General features: G+C 70.7%; 23 protein-coding genes. 9 read left to right on the top strand and 14 right to left on the bottom strand.

The features are described from left to right. Positions 1 to 28: 28 nt before the first annotated feature. Positions 29 to 2,308, bottom strand: coding sequence for an aminotransferase class V-fold PLP-dependent enzyme (locus tag AC07RM_RS22165; RefSeq protein WP_495335888.1), 2,280 nt, complete (start codon positions 2,306 to 2,308; stop codon positions 29 to 31). Between the two features lie 101 nt (positions 2,309 to 2,409). Here AC07RM_RS22165 and AC07RM_RS22170 point away from each other — a divergent pair, with 101 nt between their 5' ends. Beyond that, positions 2,410 to 2,871 (top strand): Lrp/AsnC family transcriptional regulator, encoded by a 462-nt coding sequence (locus AC07RM_RS22170; protein WP_495335968.1) that lies wholly within the window; start codon positions 2,410 to 2,412, stop codon positions 2,869 to 2,871. Positions 2,872 to 2,879: 8 nt separating this feature from the next. On the opposite strand, the gene AC07RM_RS22175 is transcribed toward AC07RM_RS22170, so the two are convergent. The 3 genes from AC07RM_RS22175 to AC07RM_RS22185 are packed head-to-tail and all read right to left on the bottom strand — an operon-like array spanning position 2,880 to position 5,216. Continuing rightward, positions 2,880 to 3,794, bottom strand: a complete 915-nt coding sequence (locus AC07RM_RS22175; protein WP_495335889.1) for an ADP-ribosylglycohydrolase family protein — start codon at positions 3,792 to 3,794, stop codon at positions 2,880 to 2,882. Between the two features lie 4 nt (positions 3,795 to 3,798). Then, the gene (ybiA, locus tag AC07RM_RS22180; protein WP_398498756.1) at positions 3,799 to 4,365 is read right to left on the bottom strand and encodes a riboflavin biosynthesis intermediates N-glycosidase; all 567 of its coding nucleotides are present in this window, start codon (positions 4,363 to 4,365) and stop codon (positions 3,799 to 3,801) included. A 38-nt stretch (positions 4,366 to 4,403) separates the two neighbouring features. After that, positions 4,404 to 5,216 (bottom strand): TIGR02452 family protein, encoded by an 813-nt coding sequence (locus tag AC07RM_RS22185; RefSeq protein ID WP_495335890.1) that lies wholly within the window; start codon positions 5,214 to 5,216, stop codon positions 4,404 to 4,406. A gap of 83 nt (positions 5,217 to 5,299) precedes the next feature. On the opposite strand from AC07RM_RS22185, the gene AC07RM_RS22190 reads away from it, so the two are divergent. Next, a complete protein-coding gene (locus AC07RM_RS22190) occupies positions 5,300 to 6,052 on the top strand; it encodes an NUDIX hydrolase (RefSeq protein ID WP_398498758.1) in 753 nt (250 codons plus the stop codon). A gap of 12 nt (positions 6,053 to 6,064) precedes the next feature. Here the strand turns inward: AC07RM_RS22190 and AC07RM_RS22195 are convergent, their stop codons facing one another. The 5 genes from AC07RM_RS22195 to AC07RM_RS22215 all read right to left on the bottom strand — a co-directional run bounded on the left by AC07RM_RS22195 (position 6,065) and on the right by AC07RM_RS22215 (position 10,961). Next, entirely contained in the window at positions 6,065 to 7,297 is a 1,233-nt protein-coding gene (locus tag AC07RM_RS22195) for an RNA polymerase sigma factor (protein ID WP_093354523.1), read from the bottom strand. Between the two features lie 19 nt (positions 7,298 to 7,316). Then, entirely contained in the window at positions 7,317 to 7,679 is a 363-nt protein-coding gene (locus AC07RM_RS22200) for a YciI family protein (RefSeq protein ID WP_093354525.1), read from the bottom strand. A gap of 282 nt (positions 7,680 to 7,961) precedes the next feature. After that, on the bottom strand, positions 7,962 to 9,323 hold the full coding sequence (locus AC07RM_RS22205; RefSeq protein WP_495335891.1) for an NAD(P)H-dependent oxidoreductase: 1,362 nt from the start codon (positions 9,321 to 9,323) through the stop codon (positions 7,962 to 7,964). A 37-nt stretch (positions 9,324 to 9,360) separates the two neighbouring features. Next, complete coding sequence (locus AC07RM_RS22210; protein ID WP_495335892.1) at positions 9,361 to 10,233, bottom strand: phytanoyl-CoA dioxygenase family protein; 873 nt, start codon at positions 10,231 to 10,233, stop codon at positions 9,361 to 9,363. Then, complete coding sequence (locus AC07RM_RS22215) at positions 10,230 to 10,961, bottom strand: GntR family transcriptional regulator (RefSeq protein WP_495335893.1); 732 nt, start codon at positions 10,959 to 10,961, stop codon at positions 10,230 to 10,232. Before AC07RM_RS22215 ends, AC07RM_RS22210 begins: the two co-directional genes overlap by 4 nt. Positions 10,962 to 11,161: 200 nt before the next feature. Here AC07RM_RS22215 and AC07RM_RS22220 point away from each other — a divergent pair, with 200 nt between their 5' ends. The 4 genes from AC07RM_RS22220 to AC07RM_RS22235 all read left to right on the top strand — a co-directional run bounded on the left by AC07RM_RS22220 (position 11,162) and on the right by AC07RM_RS22235 (position 18,209). Continuing rightward, on the top strand, positions 11,162 to 12,763 hold the full coding sequence (locus AC07RM_RS22220) for an efflux transporter outer membrane subunit (RefSeq protein WP_495335894.1): 1,602 nt from the start codon (positions 11,162 to 11,164) through the stop codon (positions 12,761 to 12,763). A 74-nt stretch (positions 12,764 to 12,837) separates the two neighbouring features. After that, entirely contained in the window at positions 12,838 to 14,037 is a 1,200-nt protein-coding gene (locus AC07RM_RS22225; protein WP_495335895.1) for an efflux RND transporter periplasmic adaptor subunit, read from the top strand. 10 nt (positions 14,038 to 14,047) lie between these two features. After that, positions 14,048 to 17,122: an efflux RND transporter permease subunit gene (locus AC07RM_RS22230; RefSeq protein ID WP_495335896.1), complete on the top strand. Its 3,075-nt coding sequence runs from the start codon at positions 14,048 to 14,050 to the stop codon at positions 17,120 to 17,122. A 121-nt stretch (positions 17,123 to 17,243) separates the two neighbouring features. Beyond that, on the top strand, positions 17,244 to 18,209 hold the full coding sequence (locus tag AC07RM_RS22235; RefSeq protein WP_495335898.1) for a threo-3-hydroxy-L-aspartate ammonia-lyase: 966 nt from the start codon (positions 17,244 to 17,246) through the stop codon (positions 18,207 to 18,209). 110 nt (positions 18,210 to 18,319) lie between these two features. Here AC07RM_RS22235 and AC07RM_RS22240 read toward each other — a convergent pair whose 3' ends face one another. The 4 genes from AC07RM_RS22240 to AC07RM_RS22255 are packed head-to-tail and all read right to left on the bottom strand — an operon-like array spanning position 18,320 to position 21,634. Continuing rightward, positions 18,320 to 19,051 carry a hypothetical protein gene (locus AC07RM_RS22240; protein WP_495335899.1) on the bottom strand — a complete coding sequence of 244 codons (732 nt, stop codon included), beginning with the start codon at positions 19,049 to 19,051 and terminating at the stop codon, positions 18,320 to 18,322. Beyond that, entirely contained in the window at positions 19,051 to 19,704 is a 654-nt protein-coding gene (locus AC07RM_RS22245) for an ABC transporter ATP-binding protein (RefSeq protein ID WP_495335900.1), read from the bottom strand. Before AC07RM_RS22245 ends, AC07RM_RS22240 begins: the two co-directional genes overlap by 1 nt. Continuing rightward, the gene (miaA, locus tag AC07RM_RS22250; RefSeq protein ID WP_495335901.1) at positions 19,701 to 20,675 is read right to left on the bottom strand and encodes a tRNA (adenosine(37)-N6)-dimethylallyltransferase MiaA; all 975 of its coding nucleotides are present in this window, start codon (positions 20,673 to 20,675) and stop codon (positions 19,701 to 19,703) included. The genes AC07RM_RS22245 and miaA overlap by 4 nt, the downstream gene beginning before the upstream one ends. 41 nt (positions 20,676 to 20,716) lie before the next feature. Then, a complete protein-coding gene (locus AC07RM_RS22255) occupies positions 20,717 to 21,634 on the bottom strand; it encodes an AraC family transcriptional regulator (protein ID WP_495335902.1) in 918 nt (305 codons plus the stop codon). Between the two features lie 217 nt (positions 21,635 to 21,851). Here AC07RM_RS22255 and AC07RM_RS22260 point away from each other — a divergent pair, with 217 nt between their 5' ends. The 3 genes from AC07RM_RS22260 to AC07RM_RS22270 are packed head-to-tail and all read left to right on the top strand — an operon-like array spanning position 21,852 to position 24,955. Next, a complete protein-coding gene (locus AC07RM_RS22260) occupies positions 21,852 to 22,193 on the top strand; it encodes a c-type cytochrome (protein WP_495335903.1) in 342 nt (113 codons plus the stop codon). A gap of 31 nt (positions 22,194 to 22,224) precedes the next feature. Further along, on the top strand, positions 22,225 to 22,698 hold the full coding sequence (locus tag AC07RM_RS22265; protein WP_057596845.1) for a (2Fe-2S)-binding protein: 474 nt from the start codon (positions 22,225 to 22,227) through the stop codon (positions 22,696 to 22,698). 10 nt (positions 22,699 to 22,708) lie between these two features. Beyond that, complete coding sequence (locus tag AC07RM_RS22270) at positions 22,709 to 24,955, top strand: xanthine dehydrogenase family protein molybdopterin-binding subunit (protein WP_495335904.1); 2,247 nt, start codon at positions 22,709 to 22,711, stop codon at positions 24,953 to 24,955. Between the two features lie 52 nt (positions 24,956 to 25,007). Here AC07RM_RS22270 and AC07RM_RS22275 read toward each other — a convergent pair whose 3' ends face one another. Further along, entirely contained in the window at positions 25,008 to 25,976 is a 969-nt protein-coding gene (locus AC07RM_RS22275) for an alpha/beta hydrolase (RefSeq protein WP_208513732.1), read from the bottom strand. Positions 25,977 to 26,075: the final 99 nt, after the last annotated feature.

Raw genomic sequence — 26,075 nt, forward strand, 5'->3', positions numbered from 1 at the left:
CGGCGAAGGTTCCCCGACCGCGTGCGCATCAATGCACTGCCTCGTGCAAGGTGCGCACTTCGTCCGCGGCATGGCGCGGCCACAGCGCGAGACCGCCCGCAAGGCTCCAGGCCTGCGCATGGCCGAGGCGGCGCAGCGCGCGTGCCGCCTGCGCGCTGCGGTTGCCGCTGCGGCAGAAGAACAGGATCGGCGTTTCGTTCGGCAGCGCCAGCCAGTCGGGCAGGGCGTTGAGCAGCCGCGAGAGCGGCACGGCCTGGCGCCGCGCGGCATCGAGCACGCCCGGCTGGCCGAGCCGCTGCTCGTAGGGCTCGCGCACGTCGACCAGCAGCAGGCCCGGATGCTTGCGCAGCAGCGCGGCCGAGGCCTCGGGCGACAGCTCGGGCGAGCCGCTGCCGGTGCCGCCGACGCAGCGGTCGACCCGCGCGCCGCAGGCCATGGTCCGGTACTCGGTGAGCCCGAGGTCGCGCTCGAGCGCCGCCTTCGCGCTCGCGAAGCCCTGCGCGTCGAGGTGGCCGTCGAGCACGTCGTCGAGCAGCGGCTGGGCCATGCGCTCGGTGACCAGCGTGCTCGCGAAGCGGTCGTCGTAGTCGTGGCCCGGCAGCAGCAGCGTGTCGGGCTTGAGGGCGCGCTGGAGCTTCAGCAGCGACGGGCCGAAGGCCAGCGGCCGGCTCTGCGCGAAATCGCTGCGGCCCAGCGCGCCGGGCATCACGATGTCGCCGACGAAGGCCAGGCGCAGCCCCTTGGCGTCGCGCAGCAGGTAGACGGTGGAGTCGGCGGTGTGGCCCGGCACGGCCAGCCGCGTGAGGCGCAGCGCGCCGAGCGCGATCTGCGTTGCGCCTTCGGGCCAGCCGAGCGCATCCACCGCGCCCGGTGCCAGCTGCTGCGCCGGCACGGCGGCGCGCAGTTCGGGCCCCGAGGAGGCATGGTCGCCATGGCTGTGGGTGTCGAGCACGGCCGCCAGCGTGTAGCCGTGGCAGCCCAGCCACTGGGTCAACTGCGCGTTCAGTTCGGCCAGCGGATCGATGACCACGCAGCGCCGGCTCTCGGCATCGGCCAGCAGGTAGCAGCAGGCGCCGTCCACCACGAAGCGGGTCAGGCGCTCGGGTGGCTGCGCCTCGTTCTGCGGCACCGGGCCCAGGCAGCTCTGGCGCAGCGACTCGCCGCAGGCGCGGATGCGTGCGCAGGCCTCGTCGATGAAGGCATCGTCGCTGGCCGGCCCGAAGGACAGCCGCACCGCCGACGCGGTCTGCCAAGCGGGCAGCCCCATCGCCTCGAGCACGTAGCTGGGCCGGGCCTTCGCCGCGCCGCAGGCCGAGCCGCCGCTCACGCGCATGTCGGCCGCGTCGAACAGGTCCAGCAGCAGCTTGGAGCTCAGGCCCGGCACCGAGAAGTTCAGCGTGGTCGGCAGGCACAGCGCGCTCGGCGCGTTGAAGGCCAGGCCCGGGAAGGCCTCGGCCAGCGCGGCGGCCAGGCGATCGCGGCAGGCCGCGAGCGCGTCGGCGCGGCGGAAGGTGAAGCCTTCTTCCAGCGCGGCCAGCACCGCGCCGAGCGCGGCGATGCCCGACATGTTCTCGGTGCCCGAGCGCAGCGAATCCTCCTGGCCGCCGCCGGCCATCAGCGGCGTGAAGGGCGCGCCCTCGCGCACGTAGAGCAGGCCGATGCCCTTGGGCGCATAGAGCTTGTGGCCCGAGAAGGGCGCGTAGTCGATAGTCCGCTCGCCCAGGCGCAGCGGCAGCTTGCCGAGCGCCTGCACGCTGTCGACCATCCACAGCGCCGGGCTGCAGACCAGCGCGGCCGCGATGCCGTCGAGGTCGCTGACCACGCCGGTCTCGTTGTTGGCGGCCATGGTGCAGACCATGCCGGCGCGCGGCGCGTGCGCGCGCAGCCAGTCGAGGTCGTGGCGGCCGTTGCGGCCCACGGGAATCGCCAGCACCTCGAGGTCGAGGCCCAGCAGCGCGTTCCAGTGGCGCAGCGCCTCGGGCACGGCCTTGTGCTCGGTGGCGCCGTAGAGCAGCAGCTCGGGCACGCTCTCGCCGGCCTGGCGCCGCGCGCGCAGCGCGTTCATGGCCGACAGCACGGCGGTCTGGATGCCTTCGGTCGCGCCGCTGAGGAACAGCAGCCGCCCCGTGGGCGCGCCGATCGCGCGGCGGGCGCGCTCGCGCACCGCGTCCATCAGCGCCCGGGCCTTGAGGCCGGTGTTGTGGATGCTGCTGGGGTTGCCGAAATCGCCGGCCATGGCGGCCAGCGCGGCCTCGCGGGCCTGGGGCAGAACGGGGGTGGTGGCGTTGGCGTCGAGGTAGATGTCCATGCCTCGATTCTGCGAAGCCGCGACAGGAAAAGGCTTGCGTTGTAGACTCGATTTACCTCGATTTTGAGAATCAAATTCTATTTTTCATGGCAAAGATAAAACTGGACGCCATAGACAGGAAGATTCTCGAGCTGCTGCAGCTCGATGCCGGGCGCCAGATCGCCGAGCTGGCGAGCGAGGTCGGCCTGTCGCAGACGCCGTGCTGGCGCCGCATCCAGCGGCTCAAGGAAGCCGGCGTGATCACGCGCAACGTGATGCTGGTCGATCCGCAGAAGGTCAACGTGGGCGTGACGGTGTTCGTCGCCGTGCGCACCAGCACCCACACGCAGGCCTGGTTCGATCGCTTCAAGGCCGTGGTCGACGTGATCCCCGAGATCGTCGAGTTCTATCGCATGAGCGGCGAGATCGACTACCTGCTGCGCGTGGTGGTGCCCGACATCGCGGCCTACGACAAGGTCTACAAGCGGCTGATCGCCGACACCGAGCTGTTCGACGTCAGTTCCAGCTTCGCGATGGAGGAGATCAAGTTCACGACCGCGCTGCCGCTGTCGTACGCCCAGTAGCGAAGGGATCAGGCCGGCTGGGCGAGCGCGAACAGCGCGCGCGCCATCGCGTCGATCTCGTCGCGCATCGCGAGCGTGGCCAGCCACGGCACCGGAATGCCCGCCACGCCGTGGAACGCGCCCGCGAGCTGGCCGCAGATCGCGGCCGTGGTGTCGGCGTCGTCGCCGAGGTTGGCGGCCGCGAGGATCGCTTCCTCGAAGGAGTCGGCCTGCGCGAAGCACCACAGCGCCGCCTCGAGCGATTCCACGCAATAGCCCGAGCCCTTGATCGCATCGCGCGGCTTGTCGCGCCAGCGGCCCGCCGCGAGCGCGGCCACGCCGGGGCTCGGTGCTTCGCCGAGGTCGCGCGGCGCGAGGATCGACGCCTTGTCCTCGCCGCGCAGCGCGGCCTGCAGCTGCAGCGCGAACAGGCGCGAGCAGGCGATGGCCTCGGCCGCGCCGTGCGTGGTGCGCGTGCTGTCGGCGGCAAGCCGCAGCAGTGCGGGCGTCTCGGCCACGCCGAACATCGCGACCGGCGCGAGCCGCATCAGCGCGCCGTTGCCGGCGGTGCGCGGATCGGGATCGCCCGCGAAGGGATCGCCGTTCGCGAGGTAGCGCGACAGCGCGTTCGACACCGTGATGCCGATGTCGAAGCAGCGGCCGTTGCTGCTCATGTAGCCCACGCTGCGCCAGTTGCAGTAGCGGTTCATCTGGTCGACGGCATCGAAGCCGCGGCAATGGATCAGGCTGGCCGCGAGGCACAGCGCCATCGAGGTGTCGTCGGTCCATTCGCCGGGCGCGAGGCCGAAGGGCCCGCCGCCCTGCATGCCGGTGACGGGCACGAAGCTGCCGCGCGGGCTGAATTCCACGCGCGTGCCCACGGCATCGCCGCAGGCCAGGCCGAGCAGGGCGCCGCGGAAGCGGTCTTCCATCGAGGTCGTCATGGTTTCAGCCCGCCCGCAGCCGGTCGCGCACGGCCATGAGCGCGAAGCCCAGCAGGTTCTGGCCACGCCAGCGCGCCGGCTCGCGCGCGTCGGCATGGCTCGCGGCCATGCCGATGCCCCAGATCGCGTCGTAGGGGCTGGCTTCCACCAGCACCTGCTCGCCGGTGCGCAGCAGGAATTCGCCCATTGCCGCGTGCTGCGAGAACTTCGCGAGGTTGCCCTGCACGACCAGGTCGAAGGCCGCGTTCGTCCATGTGGCGTCGTCGAATCCGCGCACCGCGCGGCCCAGCTTCTTGGCCTCGGCCGGCGTGCGCGCGGCGAGCACCTGGCCCAGGACCTCGGTGTCGCCGAACAGCCGCGCCTTGCCGGCCATCATGAAGTGCTCGGCCGTTGCATAGCGCACGCCCTCGATCTCGAACGGCGCCTCGAACCATTGGCTGAAGCAGCCTTTGCCGGCGCTGCCGTCCTTCTCGGGTTGGTGGCCCCAGAACAGCAGGTAGCGGGGTTCGAAGCCCTGGGCGATGCGCTCGATCAGGGCGGTGCGGGTGTGGATCGAAAGAGAGGGGGTCATGGTGTTTCTTTTCATCGAAGCGCCGGCATGGGCGCGAATCAGGCGGCCAGGATGTCCTGGAACGCCGCGAAGGTCTCCTGCTGCGCCGAGGTATCGAGCACCGCGAAGACGATCCGCTCGAAGCGCGTCGCCCACGGGCTGTCGGCGCCCAGGTGATGACGGAACGCCTGCGCGACGACCCGCGGATCGTTGCGGAAGACGCCGCAGCCCCAGGCACCGAGCACCAGCACGCACGCCACGCGTGCCTGGAGCACCCGCGGAATCTGCGGCAGCGCGTCGGGCTGGTTGCGCGTAATGGCACCCGCGTTCGGCGCGGCACAGGTGATGAAGGTGGCGGTCTCGGGCCGTTCCATCAGGCTCCCGTCGTCGTGGCGGAAGACGGGGCAGTCGGGCGAGACGACCATCGCGTGCGAATAGAGCAGCGAAGGTACCGCCCGATGCGTCTCGTGGAACTGCGGTGCGCGCAGCAGCGATGCGTACAGCGCCGAGCTGGTGGCCAGCGACTCCTCTTGCGCGAGGCTCCCGCCCAGAAAGCCGCCGCCGGGATGGCGCGCGGAGGCGAAGTTCAGTGCGGCGATGCGATGGCGGCCCGCGCCCGAGAGGCGCGAGATACCGGCCAGGGTGGTCTCGTTGACGACCTCGATGGTGGCGCGGTGCGGCCCGGTGGCCGAGCGTTCGACCTGTCGCACGAGCTCGCCGGCCTGTGCCTCGTCGAAGTAGCGCGTTTGCGCGAGGCAGGCGGCGATCTCCTTCTCGAGGCCGATCGTGCGGCCTTCCGCGGTGGCGTAGGCGCCGCGGTCGAGGATCTCCAGTGTTTCGTGCGCGAGCTTGGCGCGTTGTGCCCTGTTCATGTCTTTCCTTCTTGTTGTTCTGTTGGTCTTGATTGTTAGTTGTTCTGTACAACTAACAAGGGTTGTATAGTACAACTAATCGAATGCTCGTCAAGTCCTTCGTGAACGCCTCCGCATCGACCTTTCCCTCGCTCGACTTTCCCCGCCCCCTCGTCACCGTCGACGTGGCGATGTTCACCGTGCTCGACGACGCGCTGCAGGTCCTGCTGGTGCGCCGCCCCGCCGACAGCGCCGAACCCTATCCGGGACGCTGGGCGCTGCCGGGTGGCTTCGTGAATGTCGACGAGGACGCGACGCTGCTCGACTGCGCGCTGCGCAAGCTGCGCGAGAAGACCGGTGTGGTCACGCCCTACCTCGAGCAGCTCGGCAGCTGGGGTGGGGCGAAGCGCGATCCGCGCGGCTGGTCGGCCACGCATTGCTTCTATGCGCTGATCCCGGCGCAGGCGATGCAGCTGCGTGGCGGTGCCAACGCGGCCGAGGTGGCGTGGTTCGAGGTCGAGGCGGCGCTGCGCAAGCGGCTGGCCTTCGACCATGGCGAGCTGCTCGCGGCGGCGGTGGCGCGGTTGCGCAGCAAGGTCGAATACACCTCGCTGCCGGCCTTCCTGCTCGAGGAGCCGTTCACGCTGCCGGCGCTGCAGCACACCTACGAGGTGGTGCTCGGGCGCCCGGTCGACAAGAGCGCGTTCCGCAAGCGCATGCTCGACGGCGGCTTCATGGAGGAGGCCGGCATGCTCGCGGGCGGGCCGGGGCGTCCGGCGATGAGCTACCGGCTGCGCGACCGCTCGCAGGCGGCGCTGTTCCCGCGCACCTTCAATGCCCGGCCCGACGCGGGCTGAGCGCGCCGCGCCTCACAGGCGCAGCATCATCGCGCCGAGGTAGGTGCGCACCGCCGCGCTGCTCGCGAGGCCGATGGCGCGCTCGTAAGCCTGGCGCGCCGCGGCGCGCGCGCCACCGGCTGCCAGCAGGTGCGCGCGCGCGGCCCAGAAGGGCTGGTAGTTCGCGACGTCCTCGGCGGGGATCGCATCGAGCGTGCGCAGGCCCGCGTCGGGTCCGCGTGCGTTGGCGAGCGCGCAGGCCAGGCTCACCTGCGCGCCGATGCTGGGCCGCAGGGCGAGCAGGCCCTCGTAGAGCGACACCAGCGCCTCGGGCGGCACCGGTGCGCCGACGCGGCGCTCGCAGTGCGCCGACTGGATCGCGGCCTCGAGCTGGTAGGCGCCCAGGCGCTGCATGGCCGAGGCGCGGCGCAGGCAGGCCTCGGCCTCGGCGAGCAGGTCGGGGTCCCAGCGCGCGGTGTCCTGCTGGTCGAGCGGCACGTAGGCGCCGGTGTCGCTGCGGCGCGCCTCGGCGCGGCTCTCGCAGAACAGCATCAGCGCGAGCAGGCCCAGCGGCTCGGGCTCCTCGGGCATCAGCGCGCAGAGGATGCGGCCGAGGTCGATGGCCTCGGTGGTCAGGCCGTCGGGCCGCGCGTCGGCGCCGTCGACGTCGTCCCAGCCGGTGCCGTAGGCGGCATAGATGCCGTCGAGCACGTCCTGCAGCCGCTGCGGCAGCTCGCGCTGCTGCGGGTATTCGAAGGGCACGCGGGCGCTGCGGATGCGCGTCTTGGCGCGCACCAGCCGCTGGCTCAAGGTGGCGGGCGAGGTGAGGAAGGCGCCGGCCATGCGCGCGGCGTCGAGGCCCAGCACGGTCTGCAGCATCAGCGGCGTGCGCGCGGCGGCGTCGATGGCCGGATGGGCGCAGACGAAGAACAGGCGCAGCCGGTCGTCGGGCACCGCATGGCCCTCGGCCTCGGCGGTGTCCATCTCGCCGGCGAGCAGCAGCAGGGTCTGGGTGGCGTCGTCCTGCACGCGGGTGTGGCGCCAGGCATCGAGCCGGCGGTTGCGCGCGACGCTCAGCAGCCAGGCGTCGGGCCGTTCGGGCACGCCGTCGGCCGGCCAGCGCTCGAGCGCGCGCGCGAAGGCATCGGCCAGCGCGTCCTCGGAGCCGGCGATGTCGTGCGTGCGTGCCGAGAGGATCGCGAGCAGCCGGCCATAGGACTGGCGGGCCGCTCGCTCGGCAGCCTCGCGGGCGGCCGTGTCGTTCATGGCGCGTGCCTCGGCGGCCTCAACCGCCCTGGGCGCTGGCGGTGAAGGCCGGACGGACTTCCACGCCGCCGGTGGCGGCGCAGGGCGCGCGCGCGGCCCATTCGAGCGCGGCGTCGAGGTCGGGGACGTCGATCACGAAGTAGCCGCCGAGCTGCTCCTTGGTGTCGGCGAAGGGGCCGTCCTGCACCTGGCGCTTGTCGCCGCGGATGCGCAGGGTGGTGCCGGTCATCGGCGGCATCAGGCCGTGGCCGCCGAGCGCGAGGCCCGACTGGCGCACCGCGTCGGCGTAGGCCACCCAGCTCGCGCGCCGGGCCTGGGCGGACGCATCGTCGCGCTGCTCGAATTCGGCAGGCGTCTGATAGAACAAAAGCATGTACTGCATGGTGCAACTCCGTCATGAAAAGCGGACCGAGCAAGATCGCTCACACCAATGACGGCCGGCCAACCGGCATTTCGACAGCGAGTTGCATATTCTTTTACGACCCGGCCGGCAGCGCAATGCCGGTCGCACGTACCTTCAGCCTGGGCGCGATGCGGCCGGCCGAATCGATCTTCGACGCGAAGTTGCTGTTGCTGCTGCGGTTCGGCGCGCTCGGCGGGCTCGTGCCGTGGCACGAGGTCTGCCTGCCGGTGGCGGACGCGGCCCGAGCCGCGTCGCTCGGGTTCAGGCCGCCCGGGCCTGTTCCTTCGGCGCGAACATCGCCTCGAGTTCGCTGCGCAGCTTGAAGGCGTGGGTGCCGGTGTCCATCGCCACGTCGGCCCAGGTCAGGCTCTGGCCCTTGCGCACCGGGCGCACCAGCTTGATGCCGTGCGCCAGCCCCAGCGGCAGGCCGCCGATGCGCAGCGAGCGCTCGGCCGGCAGCAGCTTGCCCCAGACCGTGTAGCCGCCTTCGCCGTCGAGCAGCTCGCCGGGCGCGAGGTCGCGCTTGGCGGTGGCGACCACGTCGGCGTTCCAGCAGGTGGCCACGCCCGTGGGTTCGCCGCGCAGCGCCACGCTCGCGACCGACAGGCCGACCTCGAGCCCGATCAGGTGCCAGCGCTTGTAGAGCGTGAAGTAGCGCCCGCTCGGGTCGGTGTGGGCGTTGTATTCCTCGAAGCAGTTCTTGATGTAGTCGGTCTCGGCCTCGACCGTGACCCACACGCCCATGCGGATGTCGTAGGGGATCCTGCGGCCGTCGGCCTCGAGCGAGGAGACCACCTCGACCATGCCCTTGCGCTCGAGCACGCCGCCCTCGCTGCGCGGGCGGGTCACGAACGGGATGTCCTCCACGCTGGCCGGCGGATAGAGCAGGCCGTCGGAGGGCACGCCCAGCCCGGTGGCATTGGCCACGGCCGAGCTTTCGATCGAGGGCTTGGAACCGTCGAGGAAGCTGTTGAACATCTTCGGGTTGAGCCCGCCGCGCTGCGCCTGCTCGGGCGTGAGGCCGTAGTTGCCCCAGACGGTCTCGGGCGTGGATTCGCTGAAATGCGGCAGCCACTTGTGGCCGCGCCCGGCCGCCACCACCGGAAAGCCGCAGGTGCGGGCCCAGTCCACCAGGTCGCAGATCAGCGCGGGCTGGTCGCCGAAGGCCAGCGAATAGACCACGCCGGCCTGCTGCGCGCGACGCGCCAGCAGCGGGCCGCAGAAGGCATCGGCCTCGACCGTCACGTTGACCACGTGCTTGCCGTGCGCGAAGGCATCGAGGCAGTGGTCGACCGCGGCCACCGGGTTGCCGGTGCACTCGACCACGATGTCGATCGAAGGCTCGCGCGTCACGGCCTGCCAGTCCTCGGTGATCCAGGTGGCGCCGGACTTCAGCGCTTCCTGCACCGACGTTGCGTTGGCGCGCGCGGCCTCCCAGCCCACGCGCTCGAGGTTGGCGCGCGCGGCCGCGGGCGAGAGGTCGGCGATCGCGACCAGCTGCACGCCCGGCGTGCGCGGGATCTGCGCGAGGTACATCGAACCGAACTTGCCGGCGCCGATCAGGCCGATGCGGATCGGGCGGCCTTCGGCGGCGCGCTGCTGGAGTTTCTCGTGGAGGCTCATGGAAGGGGCTTCGTCTCGGTGGTTCTTCTGGCGGGGCTCAGGCGACGGCCTCGAGCGTCTCGGTCGAGGTGCGCAGCGCGCTCTCGGGCAGGCCGCTCTTCCACGGCAGGTCGACCGGGTAGGGCTGCAGCAGGCAGTCGTCGGGCAGCATCTCGATCGGCGCGAAGTCGCGGTGCGCGATGTACTCGGGGCGCTTGTGGCGGCGGATGTGGTTGCTGACCGCGCACAGGCTCAGGTACACGGCCACGCGGTTGAACGGCGACAGGTTGCTGCCCGAGGCATGCACCAGGCAGCTGTGGAACAGGATCATCGAGCCGGCCGGGCCCTTGGGCGAGACGATGCCGCCGTCCTTGCCGCCGGCGCGATCCACCAGCTGGCGGATCAGCGCGTTGTCGACCGTCCACAGCGGGTAGCTGGTGGTCGTGAGGTCGTGCTTCGCGTCGACCACGCCCTTGCGGTGGCTGCCCGGGATGAACATCAGCGGGCCGTTGTGCTCGTTCACGTCGTCGAGAAAGATCGCGACGTTCATCGCGCGCTCGGTCGGCATCAGGTCGTCGTTGAGCCAGGTGCCGTAGTCCTGGTGCCACTGCCAGACGTCGCCCTCGAAGGCCATCTTGCCGTTGATCTTGAACTGGTGCATGTAGACCTCCTCCTCGAAGAGGTCGCGCACCGGGCCCACCATGCGCGGATGGCGCGCGAGCTTCGCGAAGGGCTCGCTGTAGAGGTGGGCCGCGAAGTTCGTGCGCACCGCGTCCGATCCCTTCTCGCGCACGTTGAAGGCCTCGCGGCGGCCGTAGAGCTCGGGCACCGCGTCGGTCAGCACGCGGGTCTCCTCGGGGGAGAAATGGCCGGGAAAGAACAGGTAGCCGTCGCGCTCGAACTGCGCGCGTTGCTCGGGGGTCAGCTTCATGCGGTGTCTCCTTGGGTCGTGCGGGGGTGGGAAGGGGAACAGGGGGCCGATGCGGGTGAGGCTGCGCGCGCGAGTTGCGCGGCCAGGCGCCGGCCCAGCGCCTCGCTGGCCTGCGCCACGTGCTCCTCGCTCAGGCGCGCGGCCTGCTCGGCGTCGCCCGCGGCGATGGCAGCCGCGATGGCCTCGTGTTCGTCCCACAGCGATTCGCGCTGCGGCTCGGCCTGCAGCACCGCGCCCATCGCGCGGCGCAGGTGGCGCCAGTGCTGGTCGGCGCTCTGCGCGATCAGCGGGTTGCCCGAGGCCGCGTAGATGGCCTGGTGGAAGGCCATGTCGGCATCGATCATGGCCTCGACGTTGCGCCCGCGCGCGGCGCGGCGTCCGCGCTCCATCAGCTTGGGATCGATGCGAAAGCGCTCGGCCGCCGCGAGCCGCGCGGCCAGCACGTCGAGCGCGCCGCGCACCTGGTAGACCTTGCGCATCCAGTCGGCGTCGAGCGGCGCCACCAGCACGCCGCGGCCCGGTGCGTCGTGCACGAAGCCGTCCTTCTTGAGCAGCCGCAGCGCCTGCAGCACCGGCTGGCGCGACACCGAAAGCCGCTGCGCGATGTCCTCCTGCGTGAGCCGCTCGCCGGGCGCGAGCTCGCCGCTGCTGATCGCGCCGAGCAGGGCGCGGTACACCTGGTCGACGAGGTCGGGCGCGACCTCGATGCTGACGAGCTGGGCGGGCATGGAAGGACTCCGTTTCTGAACTCTGTATACAGAGTACGAAATTCGGAGCGGCGGCGCAGCTAGGGTTTTCACCGCAACGGCCGGCAGCGTTCGCAATGCTCGCGTAACGCCGGGCCAGACAATCCGCCCCGGTTCCGGCCGGCCTTTCTTTCTTTTCAGGTCAGCTTTTCGTGACGTTCCGGGTGTACAACCCTCGCCCAATGCAAAACCAAGAAAACAACGCACCGCAGGATCCTCCCCCCCGTCGCTGGCAGGCCGACCCGGTGCGCAGGCGCGCAGGCTGGCCCCGCCAGGGCGCCGTTCTCGGGGCTGCCTTGGTGCTGAGCGCCTGCACGCTCGGCCCCGACTTCAAGACACCGGGCCTGCCGGCCGCCGCGCAGGGCGCCGACTACACGCCTTCGCCGATGCCGGCGCGCACCGCCCAGGCGCCGGTTCCGGGTGGGCAGTCGCAGCAACTGCTGCCGGGCCAGGACATTCCCGCGCAGTGGTGGGCCGTGTTCCGTTCCGAGCCGCTCGACCGCCTGATCCGCGACGCGCTCGCGCAGAGCCCGACGCTGGCCTCGGCCCAGGCCACCTTGCGCGAGGCGCAGGCCAACTACGAGGCGCAGTCGGGCAGCCTGCTGTGGCCGCAGGTCAACGGCACGCTGGGCGGCACGCGCCAGCGCGCCTCGCAGGTCTCGACCCAGGTGCCGGGCGGCCAGCTGCTCACGCTCTACAACGCGCAGGTCAACGTCAGCTATGCGCTCGACGTCTTCGGCGGCAACCGCCGCGCGCTCGAGGGCGCGCAGGCCACGCTCGAGGCGCAGCGCTACCAGGTCGAGGCGGTCTACCTGACGCTGACCGGCAACCTCGTGACCACCGCGATCCGCGAGGCCGCGCTGCGCGCGCAGCTGCAGGCCACGCGCGAGGTGCTGCAGGCGCAGCAGCAGCAGCTCGACGTGATCGAAAAGCAGTTCGACACCGGCGCGATCCCCAAGTCGACCGTGCTGCAGCAGCGCACCCAGCTCGCGCAGACGCTGGCCACGATTCCCGCGATCGAGAAGTCGCTCGCGCAGACGCGCCACCAGCTCGCGGTCTACGCGGGCCGGCTGCCGAGCGAGGCCGGCCTGCCCGAATTCGATCTCGCGAGCCTGAGCCTGCCCGCCGAGCTGCCGCTGTCGCTGCCCTCCGAGCTCGCGCGCCAGCGGCCCGACGTGCGCGCCAGCGAGGCCCGGCTGCACGCGGCCAGCGCCGAGATCGGCGTGGCCACCGCCAACCTCTATCCGAAGTTCAACCTGACCGGCAGCTACGGCAGCAGCGCCACGCGCACGCGCGAGCTGTTCCGCTCGGCCAGCGATTTCTGGAGCGTGGGCGCGGCGCTCGCGCAGCCGATCTTCGACGGCGGCTCGCTGCGCGCGCAGAAGCGCGCGGCGGTCGCGGCCTACGATGCGGCGGCGGGGCAGTACCGCGACACCGTGCTCGGTGCCTTCCAGAACGTGGCCGATGCCCTGCGCGCGCTCGAGATCGACGCCACCGCGCTGCAGACCCAGGCCACGGCCGAGTCGCTCGCGCGGCAGTCGCTCGACCTGACGACGACGCAGTTCCGCGCCGGTGCCGTCAGCTACGTGCAATTGCTGACCGCGCAGCAGGCCTGGCTGCAGACGCACACCGCGCTAGTGCAGGCCCAGGCCGCGCGCTATGCCGACACGGCGGTCCTGTTCCAGGCGCTGGGCGGCGGCTGGTGGAACCGCGGCGAACTTGCCGACGCCACCATCGCCCCGGCCGCCGACGCCACGCCCGCAGCCGCGCCGGCGCAGAACTGAACCCCGCCGCGGCACGACGTCATCCTGCCGCGGCACCTCACCCCCTCATCCATAACTCGAAGAGAAGCCTACCCATGACCCGGAGAATGATCATCATGATCGGCTGCGTGCTGCTGCTGGTCGCCGCCCTGGCGCTCGGCAAGTTCCTGCAGATCCGCGCGTTGATTGCCGCCGTGCCCAAGCCGGGCCCGCAGACCGTGTCGACGGTCGAGGTGCAGAAGCTGCAGTGGCAATCGCAGTTCTCCGCGGTCGGCACGCTGAACCCGGTGCGCGGCGCGGACCTCAGCACCGAGGTGGCCGGGCTGGTGCGCCAGGTGCACTTCAAGTCCGGGCAGGACGTGAAGGCCGGCGCGCTGCTGGTCGAACTCAACGCCGACTCCGACATCGCGCTGCTGCATTCCGCGGAAGCCGCGGCCGCGCAGGCCGCCACCGTGCTCAAGCGCGACCAGGCGCAGCTCGCGGTGCAGGCCGTGAGCCAGGCGCAGATCGATGCCGACACCAACGACCTCAAGGCCAAGCGCGCGCAGGTCGAGCAGCAGGCCGCCGTGGTGGCGAAGAAGTCGATCCGCGCGCCGTTCGCGGGCCGCCTGGGCATCACCACGCTGAACCCGGGCCAGTACGTGAACGCGGGCGACAAGCTGGTCACCTTGCAGACGCTGGACCCGATCTACGTCGACTTCACGCTGCCGCAGCAGCAGCTCGCTGGCCTCGCTGTCGGCCAGATGGTGAACCTCGGGGTCGATGCCTTCACCGGCCAGGCCTTCAGCGGAAAGATCAACGCGATCAGCCCCAAGGTGGACGCCACCACGCGCAACGTGCAGGTGCAGGCCACCGTCTCGAACCCGAAGCAGCAACTGCTGCCGGGCATGTTCGCCACCGTGAAGATCGACATCGGCGGCGCGCGCGAACAGCTCACGCTGCCGTCCACCGCCGTCACCTACAACCCCTACGGCTCGACGGTGTTCGTCGTGAAGACGGCCGATGCCTTCAAGGCCGCGACCGCGCCCGCCGCCTCGGCATCGGGCGCCGCACCGGCCGCGCCGGCGGCAGCGGCCAACGCCAATGCGCCGAGCGGACAGCAGCTCGTCGCGCAGCAGGTCTTCGTCGAGACCGGCCCGACGCGCGGCGACCAGATCGCCATCGTCAAGGGCCTGGAGGCCGGCCAGGTGGTGGTGAGCAGCGGACAGAACAAGCTGAAGAACGGCACGCCGGTCACGGTCGACAACAGCGTCCAGCCGACCAACAGCCCGAACCCGACGCCGCAGGAAAAATGAGGTCGCACGCATGAACTTCACCGACATCTTCATCCGCCGGCCCGTGCTGGCGATGGTGGTGAGCCTGCTGATCGTGGTGCTGGGGCTGCGCGCGCTGTCCGGCCTGCCGGTCAACCAGTACCCGAAGACCGAGAACGGCGTGGTCACCATCAGCACCGCCTACTACGGTGCCGACGCCGCCACGGTCGCGGGCTTCATCACGCAGCCGCTCGAGGCCGCCGTGTCCCAGGCCCAGGGCATCGACTACCTGTCGTCGTCGAGCAGCCTGGGCGTGTCGACCATCACCGCCACCCTGCGGCTGAACTACGACTCGAACCGCGCACTGACCGAGATCAACACGCAGGTCAACTCGGTGCGCAACCAGCTGCCGCCGCAGGCGCAGCAGCCGGTGCTGACGGTGGCCACCGGCCAGACCACCGATGCCATGTACATCGGCTTCTACAGCGACACGCTGCCCAACAACAACGTCACCGACTTCCTGGTGCGCGTGGTGCAGCCCAAGCTCAATGCCATTCCCGGCGTGCAGACCGCCGAGATCCTGGGCGCGCGCACCTTCGCGCTGCGCGCCTGGCTCGACGCGCAGAAGATGGCCGCCTACGGCGTGACCGCCACCGACGTGAGCGCCGCGCTGGCCGCCAACAACTACCTCGCCGCCGTCGGCCAGAGCAAGGGCCAGATGGTGAGCGTGCCGCTCACCGCGGGCACCTCGCTGCACAGCGTGGACGAGTTCAAGCAGCTGTCCATCAAGAGCAGCAACGGCGCCATCGTGCGGCTGCAGGACGTGGCCAACGTGACGCTGGGTTCCGAGAACTACGACTTCAACGTCGCGTTCAACGGCGTGCGCTCGGTGTTCATCGGCATCAAGGTCGCGCCCGAGGCCAACATCCTCGACGTGGCCAAGCAGGTGCGCACCACTTTCCCCGAGCTGCAGGCCCAGCTGCCCAGCGGGCTGACCGGCAAGATCGTCTACGACTCGACCGACTTCATCAACACCTCGATCAGCGAGGTGATCAAGACGCTGGTCGAGGCGCTGCTGATCGTGACGGTGGTGATCTATCTCTTCCTGGGCAGCCTGCGCGCGGTGCTGGTGCCGGTGATCGCGATGCCGCTGTCGCTGATCGGCACCTTCTTCGTGATGCTGGTGCTCGGCTACTCGATCAACCTGCTCACCTTGCTGGCGCTGGTGCTGGCGATCGGGCTGGTGGTGGACGACGCCATCATCGTGGTGGAGAACGTCGACCGCCACATGCGCGAGGGCAAGACGCCGATGCAGGCCGCGCTGCTCGCGGCGCGCGAGCTCGGCGGGCCCATCCTCGCGATGACCGTGGTGCTGGTGGCGGTGTACGTGCCCATCGGCTTCCAGGGCGGGCTGACCGGCTCGCTGTTCACCGAGTTCGCCTTCACGCTCGCGGGCGCCGTGGTGGTGTCGGGCGTGGTCGCGCTCACGCTGTCGCCGATGATGTGCTCGCGCATCTTCAAGCCCGAGCAGGACAGCGGCAAGTTCGCGTCGAAGATCGAGCACATCTTCGAGCGCGTGCACCACCGCTACGAGCTGATCCTGCGCGGCGTGCTGCGCACCTGGCCGGTGATGATCGTGATGGGGGTGATCCTCATCGGGCTGCTGTTCGTGATGTTCAAGATGTCGAAGTCCGAGCTGGCGCCCGAGGAGGACCAGGGCATCGTGCTGTCGCAGGTGGTGGGCGCGCCCACGGCCACCATCACGCAGATGCAGACCTATGCCGACCAGATCTTCAAGGTCGCGCACGACACGCCCGAGTACGCGCAGCTGTTCCAGCTGACCGGCGTGCCGAGCACCAACGCGGGCATCGCCGGCGTGCTGCTCAAGCCCTGGGACGAGCGCACGCGCAGCGCGCACGACATCCAGGCCGACCTGCAGCGGCGCTGGAACGGCATCGCCGGCGCCAAGGTGGTGGCCTTCCAGTTCCCGGCGCTGCCGGGCGCCTCGGGGCTGCCGGTGCAGTTCGTGATCAAGACCACCGAGCCGTTCGAGAACCTCAACACGCTCGCGCAGCAGATCATGGACAAGGCGCGCGCCGAAGGAAAGTTCTACTACATCGACGCCGACCTGAAGATCGACCTGCCGCAGGCCACCGTGGTGGTCGACCGCGACAAGATTGCCTCGCTCGGCATCACGCAGCAGGACGTGGGCAACGCGCTGGGCGCGGCGCTCGGCGGCGGCTACGTCAACTACTTCTCGATCTCGGGCCGCTCCTACAAGGTGATCCCGCAGGTGCAGCAGGTCGACCGGCTCAACCCCTCGGACGTGCTGAACTTCTACATCAAGACGCCCAATGGCGTGGTGCCGGCCAGCACGGTCGCGAGCCTGAAGTACAGCGTGCAGCCCGAGACGGTGAACCACTTCCAGCAGCTCAACTCGGTGACCATCCAGGGCGTGCCCAGCGGCACGCAGGGCGAGACGCTCGAGTACCTGCGCGGCGTGGTGCAGCAGCTCGCGCCCAGCGGCTACACGGTCGACTACGCGGGCCAGTCGCGCCAGTTCGTGCAGGAGTCGGGCAACTTCGCGATCACCTTCGTGTTCGCGCTGATCATCGTGTTCCTGGCGCTGGCGGCGCAGTTCGAGAGCTTCCGCGACCCGATCGTGATCCTGGTGTCGGTGCCGCTGGCGCTGTTCGGCGCCATGATCTTCATCTTCTGGGGCTTCGCCTCGATGAACATCTACACGCAGGTCGGGCTGGTCACGCTGATGGGCCTGATCAGCAAGCACGGCATCCTGATCGTCGAGGTGGCGAACCGGCTGCAGAAGCAGGGCCTGAGCAAGCTCGACGCCATCGTCGAGGCCTCGGGCACGCGGCTGCGCCCGATCCTGATGACGACGGCCGCCATGGTGTTCGGCGTGCTGCCGCTGGTGATCGCCTCGGGCGCGGGCGCGGCGGGCCGCAAGGCGATGGGCATCGTGATCTTCAGCGGGCTGTCGATCGGCACGCTGTTCACGCTGTTCGTGGTGCCGGCGATGTACCTGTTCATCGCGGCGCGGCACGAGAAGGAAGAGACGAGCCGGGCCGACGTCGTCGCGCCGCAGGGGCAGGTGGCACCCGAGGCCTGAGCCTCACGCCCCTGCGATGAAGCGCCCGCGGTCGTGACGGCCGCGGGTTTCTTTTTTGGGGCCTGCCTTCCCCCCTCCGGCGGCCTTGCCCGCGCGCTTTCAACTGCGCGACACTAGGCCCATGCAACTCCCCACCTACGACGACGTCACCGCCGCGGCCGCGCGGCTCGAAGGCCATGCCCACCGCACGCCGGTGCTGCGATCCAGCACCGCCGATGCCCGCTGGGGCGCCCAGTTCTTCTTCAAGTGCGAGAACTTCCAGCGCATGGGCGCCTTCAAGTTCCGCGGCGCCTTCAATGCCTTGTCGAAGTTCGACGCCGAGCAGCGCAAGGGCGGCGTGATCGCCTTCTCGTCGGGCAACCATGCGCAGGCGATCGCGCTCGCCGCGCGCCTGTTGTCGATGCCCGCGGTGATCGTGATGCCCAAGGACGCGCCGGCCGCCAAGCTCGCGGCCACGCGCGGCTACGGTGCCGAGGTGGTGCAGTACGACCGCTTCACCGAGGACCGCGAGGCGCTGACGCGCCGGCTCGCCACCGAGCGCGGCATGACGCTGATCCCGCCCTACGACCATCCCGACGTGCTCAGCGGCCAGGGCACGGCCGTGAAGGAACTGATCGAGGAGGCGGGCCCGCTCGACCACCTGTTCGTCTGCCTCGGCGGCGGCGGGCTGCTGTCGGGCTCGGCCCTGTCGGCGCGCGCACTCGCGCCCGGCTGCAAGGTCTACGGCGTCGAGCCCGAAGCCGGCAACGACGGCCAGCAGTCGTTCCGCGCGGGCCGCATCGTGCACATCGACACGCCCAAGACCATCGCCGACGGCGCGCAGACGCAGCACCTGGGCGAGTACACCTTCGGCATCATCCGGCGCGACGTCGACGACATCTTCACGGTGAGCGATGCGCAACTGGTGGAGGCGATGCGCTTCTTCGCCGAGCGCATGAAGATGGTGGTCGAGCCCACGGGCTGCCTCGCGTTCGCGGCCGCCTGCGCGGCGGGCCCGCTGATCGCCGGCCAGCGCGTGGGCGTGCTGATCAGCGGCGGCAACGTGGACCTGGGGCGCTACGCGGCGCTGCTCGGCGGCACGGCCTGACAAGGTGTGAATAAACCTACTGCGCGCCCCGATCTCGCACCTGCGGTCCTCACCGTACAAGGTACGGCTCCGGTCCTCGGCGCGACCTCGGGGCGCTCGCTACGGTTTCTTCACACCTTGTGAGGCCTGCGCCAGACGACGCGGCGCGCGTTCTCGCCGCATTCGAGCAACTGCCGGTAGGCCGGCGCATCGAAGCCCGGCAGTTCGAACAGCCAGGCCTCGAAGCGCGCGAAGCCACCGGCCAGCGTGGTGACCGCCATCAGCGGCTGCGTGCCGTCGCGCTGCGCGCAGGGCTCGATCCACACGCGCGGCAGGCCCTCGGCCATCGTCTGCGAGCGCACCGCGATCGCATCGATGGCCGCGAGCTCGACACGGGTCTGCACGCTGCCCTGGCGCACCAGCATCAGCGCATCGCTGCCGAGCGCGATGCGCGCGCCGTCGTAGGGCGATTGCGACGGAGCGGCCGGCCCCTTGCCGCGCAGCGCGCCACGTGCCTGCTGGAACGCCCGTAGCGAGCGGCTGCCGAAGATGTAGGCCGTGCCCACCGCATAGAAGACGGCCTGGAAGCCGATGAAGGCGATCGTCGCCGGGCCCACGCCATGGGCGTTGCGCGTGGAAATCAAGGTCCAGAGCGCGAAGGCGCTGGCGACGGCCGCGACCGCGCTGATCGCGCCCCAGAGCCAGGCCGCCGCGCGGCTGCCATGGAGCGCGGCCAGGAACACCAGCGCATAGACGGCCAGCCGGATGCCGATCATCGAACTGGGCCGCGCGACCACCTGCCACAGCTCGGTGGCGACGTAGATCGCCGCGATCGCGGCCAGCGGCCAGGGCGCGCGCGCCATCAGCCGACGCGGATGCCCGCGGCCGTGAGGTGCAGCAGCCGGTCGGCGCGCGCGGCCGCGCTCTCCGAATGCGTGACCAGCACCAGCGAGGCGCCATGCTCGCGCGTCTGCGCGATCAGCAGGTCCATGACCTTGGCGGCGGTCGAGGGATCGAGGTTGCCGGTGGGCTCGTCGGCCAGCAGCAGCGCGGGCCGGTGCACCAGCGCGCGCGCGATCGCCACGCGCTGCAGCTGGCCGCCCGAGAGCGTCTGCGGCAGCCGCGCGCCCATGCCCGGCAGGCCCACGGCCTCGAGCATGCGCGCGATGCGCGCCTCGTCGCGGCGCTCGCCGAGCAGCATCAGCGGCAGCGCGACGTTCTGCGTCACGTCGAGGTGCGGCAGCACGTGGAAGGCCTGGAACACGAAGCCCACGTGGCGCCGGCGCCAGAGCGCGCAGGCCTCGGCGTCGAGCGCGCCGATGTCGGTGCCGTCGTGCACCACGCTGCCGGTGTCCCAGCGGTCGAGGCCGGCCATGCAGTTGAGCAGCGTGGACTTGCCGACACCCGATTCGCCGACGATGGCGACGAACTCGCCGGGCTCGATCGCGAGGCTGACGTGCTCGAACACCGGCGCCTGGCCGTAGTGCTTGCCCAGGTCGGAGATGCGCAGGGTCATGGGAGGAGCGTGGGCGCGATGAGGCGCACCGCCGACTGCAGCGCGTCGGGCGCGTCGCAGGCGATCACGGTGCGGTGGGGCATGCCGCGCAGCCAGGTGACCTGGCGCTTGGCGAGCTGGCGCGTGGCGGCGATGCCGCGTTCGCGCAGATCCTGCAGGGCGGCGGCATCGGGCGGGTCGGCGACGGCCAGGGTCTCCCAGGCCTGCCGATAGCCCACGCAACGCATCGAGGGCAGCTCGGGCGAGAGGTCGCCGCGCGCGCGCAGCGCGCGCACCTCGTCGAGCAGGCCCGAGGCCAGCATGGCGTCGAAGCGCTGCGCGATGCGCGCATGCAGCCAGGCGCGGTCGGCGGTCTCGAGCGAGAACAGCCGGCCGCCTTCGACGCCGCGCGTGGACTTGCTGTCGCTGGCGTGGAAGTGCGACAGCGGCTGGCCGCTGCTCTCGTAGACCTCGAGGGCGCGCTGGATGCGCTGGCTGTCCTGCGGCGCGAGCCGCGCGGCCGTGACCGGATCGACCTGCGCGAGCCGCGCATGCATCGCGGGCCAGCCGAGTTCGGCGGCCTCGGCATCGATGCGCGCGCGCACCGCGGCGTCGGCCGCGGGCATCGCGTCGATGCCGTCGAACAGCGCCTTGAAGTACAGCATCGTGCCGCCGACCAGCAGCGGCATCGCGCCGCGCGCGTGGATCTCGTCGATCAGCCGCGCCGCATCGGCCACGAAGGCCGCGGCGCTGTAGCTCTCGCGCGCGTCGAGGATGTCGATCAGGTGGTGCGGCACCGCGCGCAGCTCGTCGGCGCTGGGCTTGGCGGTGCCGATGTCCATGCCGCGGTAGACCAGCGCCGAGTCGACGCTGACGATCTCCACCGGGTGTTCGCGCGCGAGCGCCAGCGCGACGGCGGTCTTGCCCGAGGCGGTGGGGCCGGCGAGGGCGATGAAGCGCGGAGGACCGGGAGGCGAGGAAGAGGAACCCATGAGAGGTCGAGCGTAGCAAATGGCCCGGCCCCGATTCCGTGTCAGCTCGTCTCGCGCATGCGCCGTATGTCGCGCAGCGGCGGCGCCCCGAAGAGCCGCGCATATTCGCGGCTGAACTGCGAGGCGCTCTCGTAGCCCACGCGCACGCCCGCGGTGCCGGCGTCGATGCCCTGGTTCAGCATCAGCTGCCGCGCTTCCTGCAGCCGCAATTGCTTGAGGTACTGCATCGGGCTCATGCCCGCCACGGCGCGGAAGTGCTGGCGGAAGGTCGAGGGGCTCATGTTCGCGGAGGCGGCCAGTTCGTCGGCCAGCACGTTGCGCGTGAAGTTGAGCTTGAGCCAGGCCATGCTCTGCGCCACCTGCTGGCTCGGCGAGCCGATCGCCACCAGGCGCTGCAGCTGCGGTCCGTGGCGGCCCGCGAGCAGCCGCACCATGATCTCGCGCTGCAGCAGCGGCGCGAGCTGCGGGATCAGCCGCGGCTCGGCGAGCAGGTCGACCAGCCGCGTCACCGCGCCGAGCAGCGTGGGGTCGAGGTCGCCGAGCGACATGGCGCGCTGGTTGCCGTCGCGGGTCGGCGGGGGCAGCGCCATCTCGGCGGCCAGTTGCACGACCGCGCGCGGATCGAGCTGCAGCGCCAGGCCGACGAAGGGCTGCGCCGTGCTGGCGCGGGTGATGTGCGAGACCACGGGCAGGTCGGCTGTCGTCAGTAGCGACTGGCCCGCCGCGTAATCGAACACCTCGCCGCCGAGCGCCACCCGCTTCTGCCCGCTGACCGTGATGCCCAGGCCGAAGCCGTAGAGGCAGTGCAGCGGCGCGGTCGCGGCGCTGCGGCGGTGCAGCGAGAGCGCGGGAATGGCCGTGAGGTAATCGCCGTCGGCATGCGCGGTGCGCGCCACGGCACGCTGCAGGTCGTCGAGCACGGCCGGGGAATCCAGCCGCGCGGATTCGGCGAGGTCCATCTGGATCCTTTCGAAGTACAGGTCGTGAAAAGTCTAGCCCGCCGCTTTCGCGCGGCGCGCATTTCCGCCGCAGTCTCGGTGTTTCAGGCAAGAACGCGAGCGAATCAGGCAAACGCGCGGCCGGTCTTCGCCCCACACTCGCCGGCGGTGGGTGCGCGGCCATGCGGTGCCATGCGCCACGGGCCCGCCGTCGAATCAGGCAACCCTCCTTTCCACGATGAACACAGAAAAGATCACCTCCATCGCAGCACCGCTCGTACTGGCCCTGGCCGTCGGCGCCGGCGCGCTGTGGCCGCTGCAGGCCGACGCCAGCCTCGCGCTGGCCCAGAAATACGCCTGCGTCGCCTGCCATCAACCCGCCACCAAGGTGGTGGGCCCGTCCTGGAAGGACATCGGCGCGAAGTACGGCGACGGCAAGGGCACGGCCGCGCAGCTCGCGGCCAGCATCAAGGCCGGCAGCTCGGGCAAATGGGGCTCGATGCCGATGCCGCCGCAGGCCCAGGTGCCCGACGCCGACCTGCAGGCGCTCGCGCAATGGCTGCTCGACGGCGCCAAGTGAATTCCATCCACCCCCCACGGAGAAAGAAGCAATGACAGCGCTCCACGTCAATGGCCGTGACCACACGGTAGATGCCGACCCCGGCACGCCCATCCTCTGGGCCCTGCGCGACACGCTGGGCATGACCGGCACCAAGTTCGGCTGCGGCGCCGCGCTGTGCGGCGCCTGCACCGTGCACCTCGACGGCCAGGCGATCCGCTCGTGCATCACGCCGATCGCCGCCGCCGACGGCAAGAAGATCACCACCATCGAACGCATGACCGACGGCAGCGACCGCGTCGGCGCGGCCGTGCATGCCGCCTGGGTGCGGCACGACGTCGCGCAGTGTGGCTACTGCCAGAGCGGCCAGATCATGAGCGCGACCGCCTTCCTGCAGTCGCTGCCCGCGGGCAAGCAGCCCAGCGCCGACGAGATCGACTCGGCCATGGCCGGCAACATCTGTCGATGCGGCACCTATGCGCGCATCCGCGCGGCCGTGGCCGATGCAGCCCGCAACCTCGCCTGAAGGAAAAGCCATGCTGCCCCACATCGACTACCACGACCTGCCGCGTTCGCTGCAACGCCTGATGGCCCGCCCCGCGGCCGATGAGGCCGCTGCGCTGCCGCGTCGCAGCTTCCTCAAGATCGTCGGCGCGAGCGGTTTCGCGCTCGGCACCTTCCCGCACCTGGCCCTGGCGCAGGCCGGTGGCACGGCCCCGGCGGCCGGCGGCCTCAAGCCGACGCAGCAGCCGCTGGCCTTCGTGCAGATCGCGCCCAACGGCGAGGTCATGGTGACCATCAACCGGCTCGAGTTCGGCCAGGGCGTGCAGACCGGCCTGCCGATGATCCTGGCCGAGGAGCTCGACGCCGACTGGGCCCTGGTGCGCAGCCGCAGCGGCACCAACGACGCCGCCTATGCCGATCCCTTCTTCGGCATGCACCTGACCGGCGGCTCGAACACCATCAAGAACAGCTTCGTGCAGTACCGCGAGCTCGGCGCCCGCGCCCGCGCCATGCTGCTGTCGGCCGCGGCGGCGCGCTGGAAGGTCGATGCCTCCACCCTGCGCACGCAGGCCGGCACGGTGCTCGGGCCGGGCGGGCGCAAGGCGAGCTACGGGGAACTGGCCGAGGCGGCGATGGCGCTGCCGGTGCCCGAGAAGGTGGTGCTCAAGGACCCGAAGGACTTCCGCATCATCGGCCGCCCGACCCAGCGCCTCGACGCGGCCGCCAAGAGCAGCGGCCGGCAGGACTTCGGCATCGACGTCAAGCACCCGGGCCAGCTCACGGCGGTGGTGGCCCATCCGCCGGTGTTCGGCGCCCGCCTGGCGTCGGTCGACGACAGCGCCGCGCGCGCCGTCAAGGGCGTGAAGGCCGTCGTGCGCATTCCGCTGGACCGCGGCGCCGAGGGCGTGGCGGTGGTGGCCGACGGCTACTGGCCCGCCAAGCTGGGCCGCGACGCGCTCAAGCTGCAGTGGGACACGGCCGCCGTCGAGAAGGTCGACTCCGACAAGCAACTGGCCCAGTACCGCGAACTGGCCGGCCGCCCCGGCAACCGCAAGTTCGACGCCGACATGGCGCCGCTGGCCAGCGCACCGCGCAAGCTCGAGGCCGAGTTCGTGTTTCCCTACCTGGCGCATGCGCCGATGGAGCCGCTGAACTGCACCGTGAAGCTGTCGAACGGTCGCGCCGAGCTGTGGGTCGGCACCCAGTCCGCCGACCTCGACGGCTTCGCCGCGGCGCGCGCGCTGAAGCTCGAGCCCGCGCAGGTGAAGGTCAACGTGCAGATGGCGGGCGGCGGCTTCGGCCGGCGCTTCGTGAGCACCAGCGACTTCGTGGTCGAGGCCTGCGAGATCGCCAAGGCCACGCGCGCGGCCGGCCTCGACGTGCCGGTGCGCCTGCTGTGGAGCCGCGAGGACGACATCAAGGGCGGCTACTACCGGCCGATGCACCTGCATCGCGCGCGCATCGGCTTCGACGAGCGCGGCAAGATCCTCGCCTGGGACCACGTCATCGTGGGCCAATCCATCACCGCGGGCACGGTGTTCGCGGGCGCCATGGTGAAGGACGGCATCGACGCCACGGCGGTCGAGGGCATGCGCGATCCCTATCCGCTGCCGATGCGCCTGACGGTGCACCATCCGCAGCTCAACGTGCCGGTGCTGTGGTGGCGCAGCGTGGGTTCGACCCACACCGCCTTCGTGATGGAGACGCTGATCGACGAGATCGCGCGCAGCACGAAGCAGGACCCGGTGGCCTACCGCATGCAGCTGTTCGGCGACAAGCATCCGCGCCATCGCGCCGCGCTGCAGCTGGCGGTCGACAAGAGCGGCTACGGCAAGAAGAAGCTCGCGGACGGCCGCGCCTGGGGCGTGGCGGTTCACGAGTCCTTCGAATCGGTGGTGGCCTACGTGGTGGAAGCCTCGGTCAAGGACGGCCAGCCGGTGCTGCACCGCGTGACCAGCGGCGTGCACTGCAACCTGGCCGTCAATCCGCGCAGCGTGGAAGCGCAGGTGCAGGGCGCGGCCGTGATGGGGCTGTCGACCTGCCTGCCGGGCAGCGCGATCACCCTCAAGGACGGCGTGGTGCAGCAGGGCAACTTCGGCGACTTCACGGTGGCGCGCATCACGCAGGTGCCGGAGTTCGACATCCACATCGTGCCGAGCGCCGATGCGCCCAAGGGGATGGGGGAGCCGGGCCTGCCGCCGCTGGCGCCCGCGTTCGCCAATGCCGTGGCGCAGTTGACGGGCAAGCCGCTGCGGCAGTTGCCGTTCGACCTGGCCTGAAAACGGGGCGGTGAGGAAGGTCCGTGCCCTCGGGCACGGACCGGCGACGCTGCTAGATCGCCGCGGGCACGGTGCTCGCGCGCGCTTCGCCGCGCACGTCCTGCGGCGACACCGCGGGCGGCAGCGCCGGCGAGGGCGGCGACAGCTTGGGCTGGTTGCGCGCCACCATGTTGTCGGGCTTCATGCGGAACAGCTGCGTGAGCGCCGCGCGGTACTGGGCCTCGCCGACCGAGTTGGTGTTGTGGTGCGAGCCGCCCTCCACCAGCACGAAGAGCTTGGGCACGGTGGCCGCGTCGTAGAGCTTGCGGCCCAGGGTCGGGTTGATCAGGCTGTCGGCGGTGCCGTGCACCACCAGCAGCGGCGCGCCGATGTCCTTGACCTTGTCGATGGCCTCGAAGCGCTGGGTGATGAAGGGACGGAAGGGCAGCCAGCCCCACTTGAAGCTGCCGACCACGTCGGCGATCGAGGTGAAGGTGCTCTCGACGATGGTGCCGCTCTCGTCGTTCACGCGCGCGGCCAGGTCGATGCCGATGGCGCCGCCCAGCGAGTGGCCGAAGATGTAGCGATGCTGGCGCGGATGGCGCGCGGCTAGCCAGGTCCAGGCGGCGCGGGCGTCCTCGCGCGCCGATTCCTCGGAGGGCAGGCCCTTGGAGCTCTTGCCGAAGCCGCGGTAGTCGATGGCCAGCACCGAGAAGCCCAGCTCGTGCATGCGCTGGATGCGCGGGGCCGAGCCCGCCACGTTGTAGCGTGCGCCGTGCAGGTACAGCAGCACCGGGGTGTCGGTGGTCTCGGGCTCGCCGCCGAGCCACAGGCCGTGCAGGCGCGCGGGCTCGCCCGTGATGGAGGATTGGAAGTCGATCCACACGTCCTGCATGCCCTGGGCCATGGTGGCGGTGTTGCCCCAGCTGCGGTCGCTGGGCTGGAAGATCCATTCACGCTGCTGCTCGTCGAAGGTCGAGCAGCCGGCGGCAAGAATGGCGCAAAGCGAAAGGACTGACGCGAGGAGGGTCCAGCGTTTCATCATGGGAATGAGGGACAGCGAAGCCGGCGAAAAAGTTCATCTGCTTTCTGCCGAAACACGCCGACGTGCATTTCGACACCTCCCTGGCCAGCGCTTCAT

Source organism: Variovorax sp. GW821-FHT09B05 (assembly GCF_059418265.1).

Coding starts and splice junctions, on each gene's coding strand:
- AC07RM_RS22165 (WP_495335888.1), bottom strand. CDS start 2,308: ATGGACATCTACCTCGACGCCAACGCCACCACCCCCGTTCTGCCCCAG.
- AC07RM_RS22175 (WP_495335889.1), bottom strand. CDS start 3,794: ATGACGACCTCGATGGAAGACCGCTTCCGCGGCGCCCTGCTCGGCCTG.
- ybiA (WP_398498756.1), bottom strand. CDS start 4,365: ATGACCCCCTCTCTTTCGATCCACACCCGCACCGCCCTGATCGAGCGC.
- AC07RM_RS22185 (WP_495335890.1), bottom strand. CDS start 5,216: ATGAACAGGGCACAACGCGCCAAGCTCGCGCACGAAACACTGGAGATC.
- AC07RM_RS22190 (WP_398498758.1), top strand. CDS start 5,300: ATGCTCGTCAAGTCCTTCGTGAACGCCTCCGCATCGACCTTTCCCTCG.
- AC07RM_RS22195 (WP_093354523.1), bottom strand. CDS start 7,297: ATGAACGACACGGCCGCCCGCGAGGCTGCCGAGCGAGCGGCCCGCCAG.
- AC07RM_RS22200 (WP_093354525.1), bottom strand. CDS start 7,679: ATGCAGTACATGCTTTTGTTCTATCAGACGCCTGCCGAATTCGAGCAG.
- AC07RM_RS22205 (WP_495335891.1), bottom strand. CDS start 9,323: ATGAGCCTCCACGAGAAACTCCAGCAGCGCGCCGCCGAAGGCCGCCCG.
- AC07RM_RS22210 (WP_495335892.1), bottom strand. CDS start 10,233: ATGAAGCTGACCCCCGAGCAACGCGCGCAGTTCGAGCGCGACGGCTAC.
- AC07RM_RS22215 (WP_495335893.1), bottom strand. CDS start 10,961: ATGCCCGCCCAGCTCGTCAGCATCGAGGTCGCGCCCGACCTCGTCGAC.
- AC07RM_RS22220 (WP_495335894.1), top strand. CDS start 11,162: ATGCAAAACCAAGAAAACAACGCACCGCAGGATCCTCCCCCCCGTCGC.
- AC07RM_RS22225 (WP_495335895.1), top strand. CDS start 12,838: ATGACCCGGAGAATGATCATCATGATCGGCTGCGTGCTGCTGCTGGTC.
- AC07RM_RS22230 (WP_495335896.1), top strand. CDS start 14,048: ATGAACTTCACCGACATCTTCATCCGCCGGCCCGTGCTGGCGATGGTG.
- AC07RM_RS22235 (WP_495335898.1), top strand. CDS start 17,244: ATGCAACTCCCCACCTACGACGACGTCACCGCCGCGGCCGCGCGGCTC.
- AC07RM_RS22240 (WP_495335899.1), bottom strand. CDS start 19,051: ATGGCGCGCGCGCCCTGGCCGCTGGCCGCGATCGCGGCGATCTACGTC.
- AC07RM_RS22245 (WP_495335900.1), bottom strand. CDS start 19,704: ATGACCCTGCGCATCTCCGACCTGGGCAAGCACTACGGCCAGGCGCCG.
- miaA (WP_495335901.1), bottom strand. CDS start 20,675: ATGGGTTCCTCTTCCTCGCCTCCCGGTCCTCCGCGCTTCATCGCCCTC.
- AC07RM_RS22255 (WP_495335902.1), bottom strand. CDS start 21,634: ATGGACCTCGCCGAATCCGCGCGGCTGGATTCCCCGGCCGTGCTCGAC.
- AC07RM_RS22260 (WP_495335903.1), top strand. CDS start 21,852: ATGAACACAGAAAAGATCACCTCCATCGCAGCACCGCTCGTACTGGCC.
- AC07RM_RS22265 (WP_057596845.1), top strand. CDS start 22,225: ATGACAGCGCTCCACGTCAATGGCCGTGACCACACGGTAGATGCCGAC.
- AC07RM_RS22270 (WP_495335904.1), top strand. CDS start 22,709: ATGCTGCCCCACATCGACTACCACGACCTGCCGCGTTCGCTGCAACGC.
- AC07RM_RS22275 (WP_208513732.1), bottom strand. CDS start 25,976: ATGAAACGCTGGACCCTCCTCGCGTCAGTCCTTTCGCTTTGCGCCATT.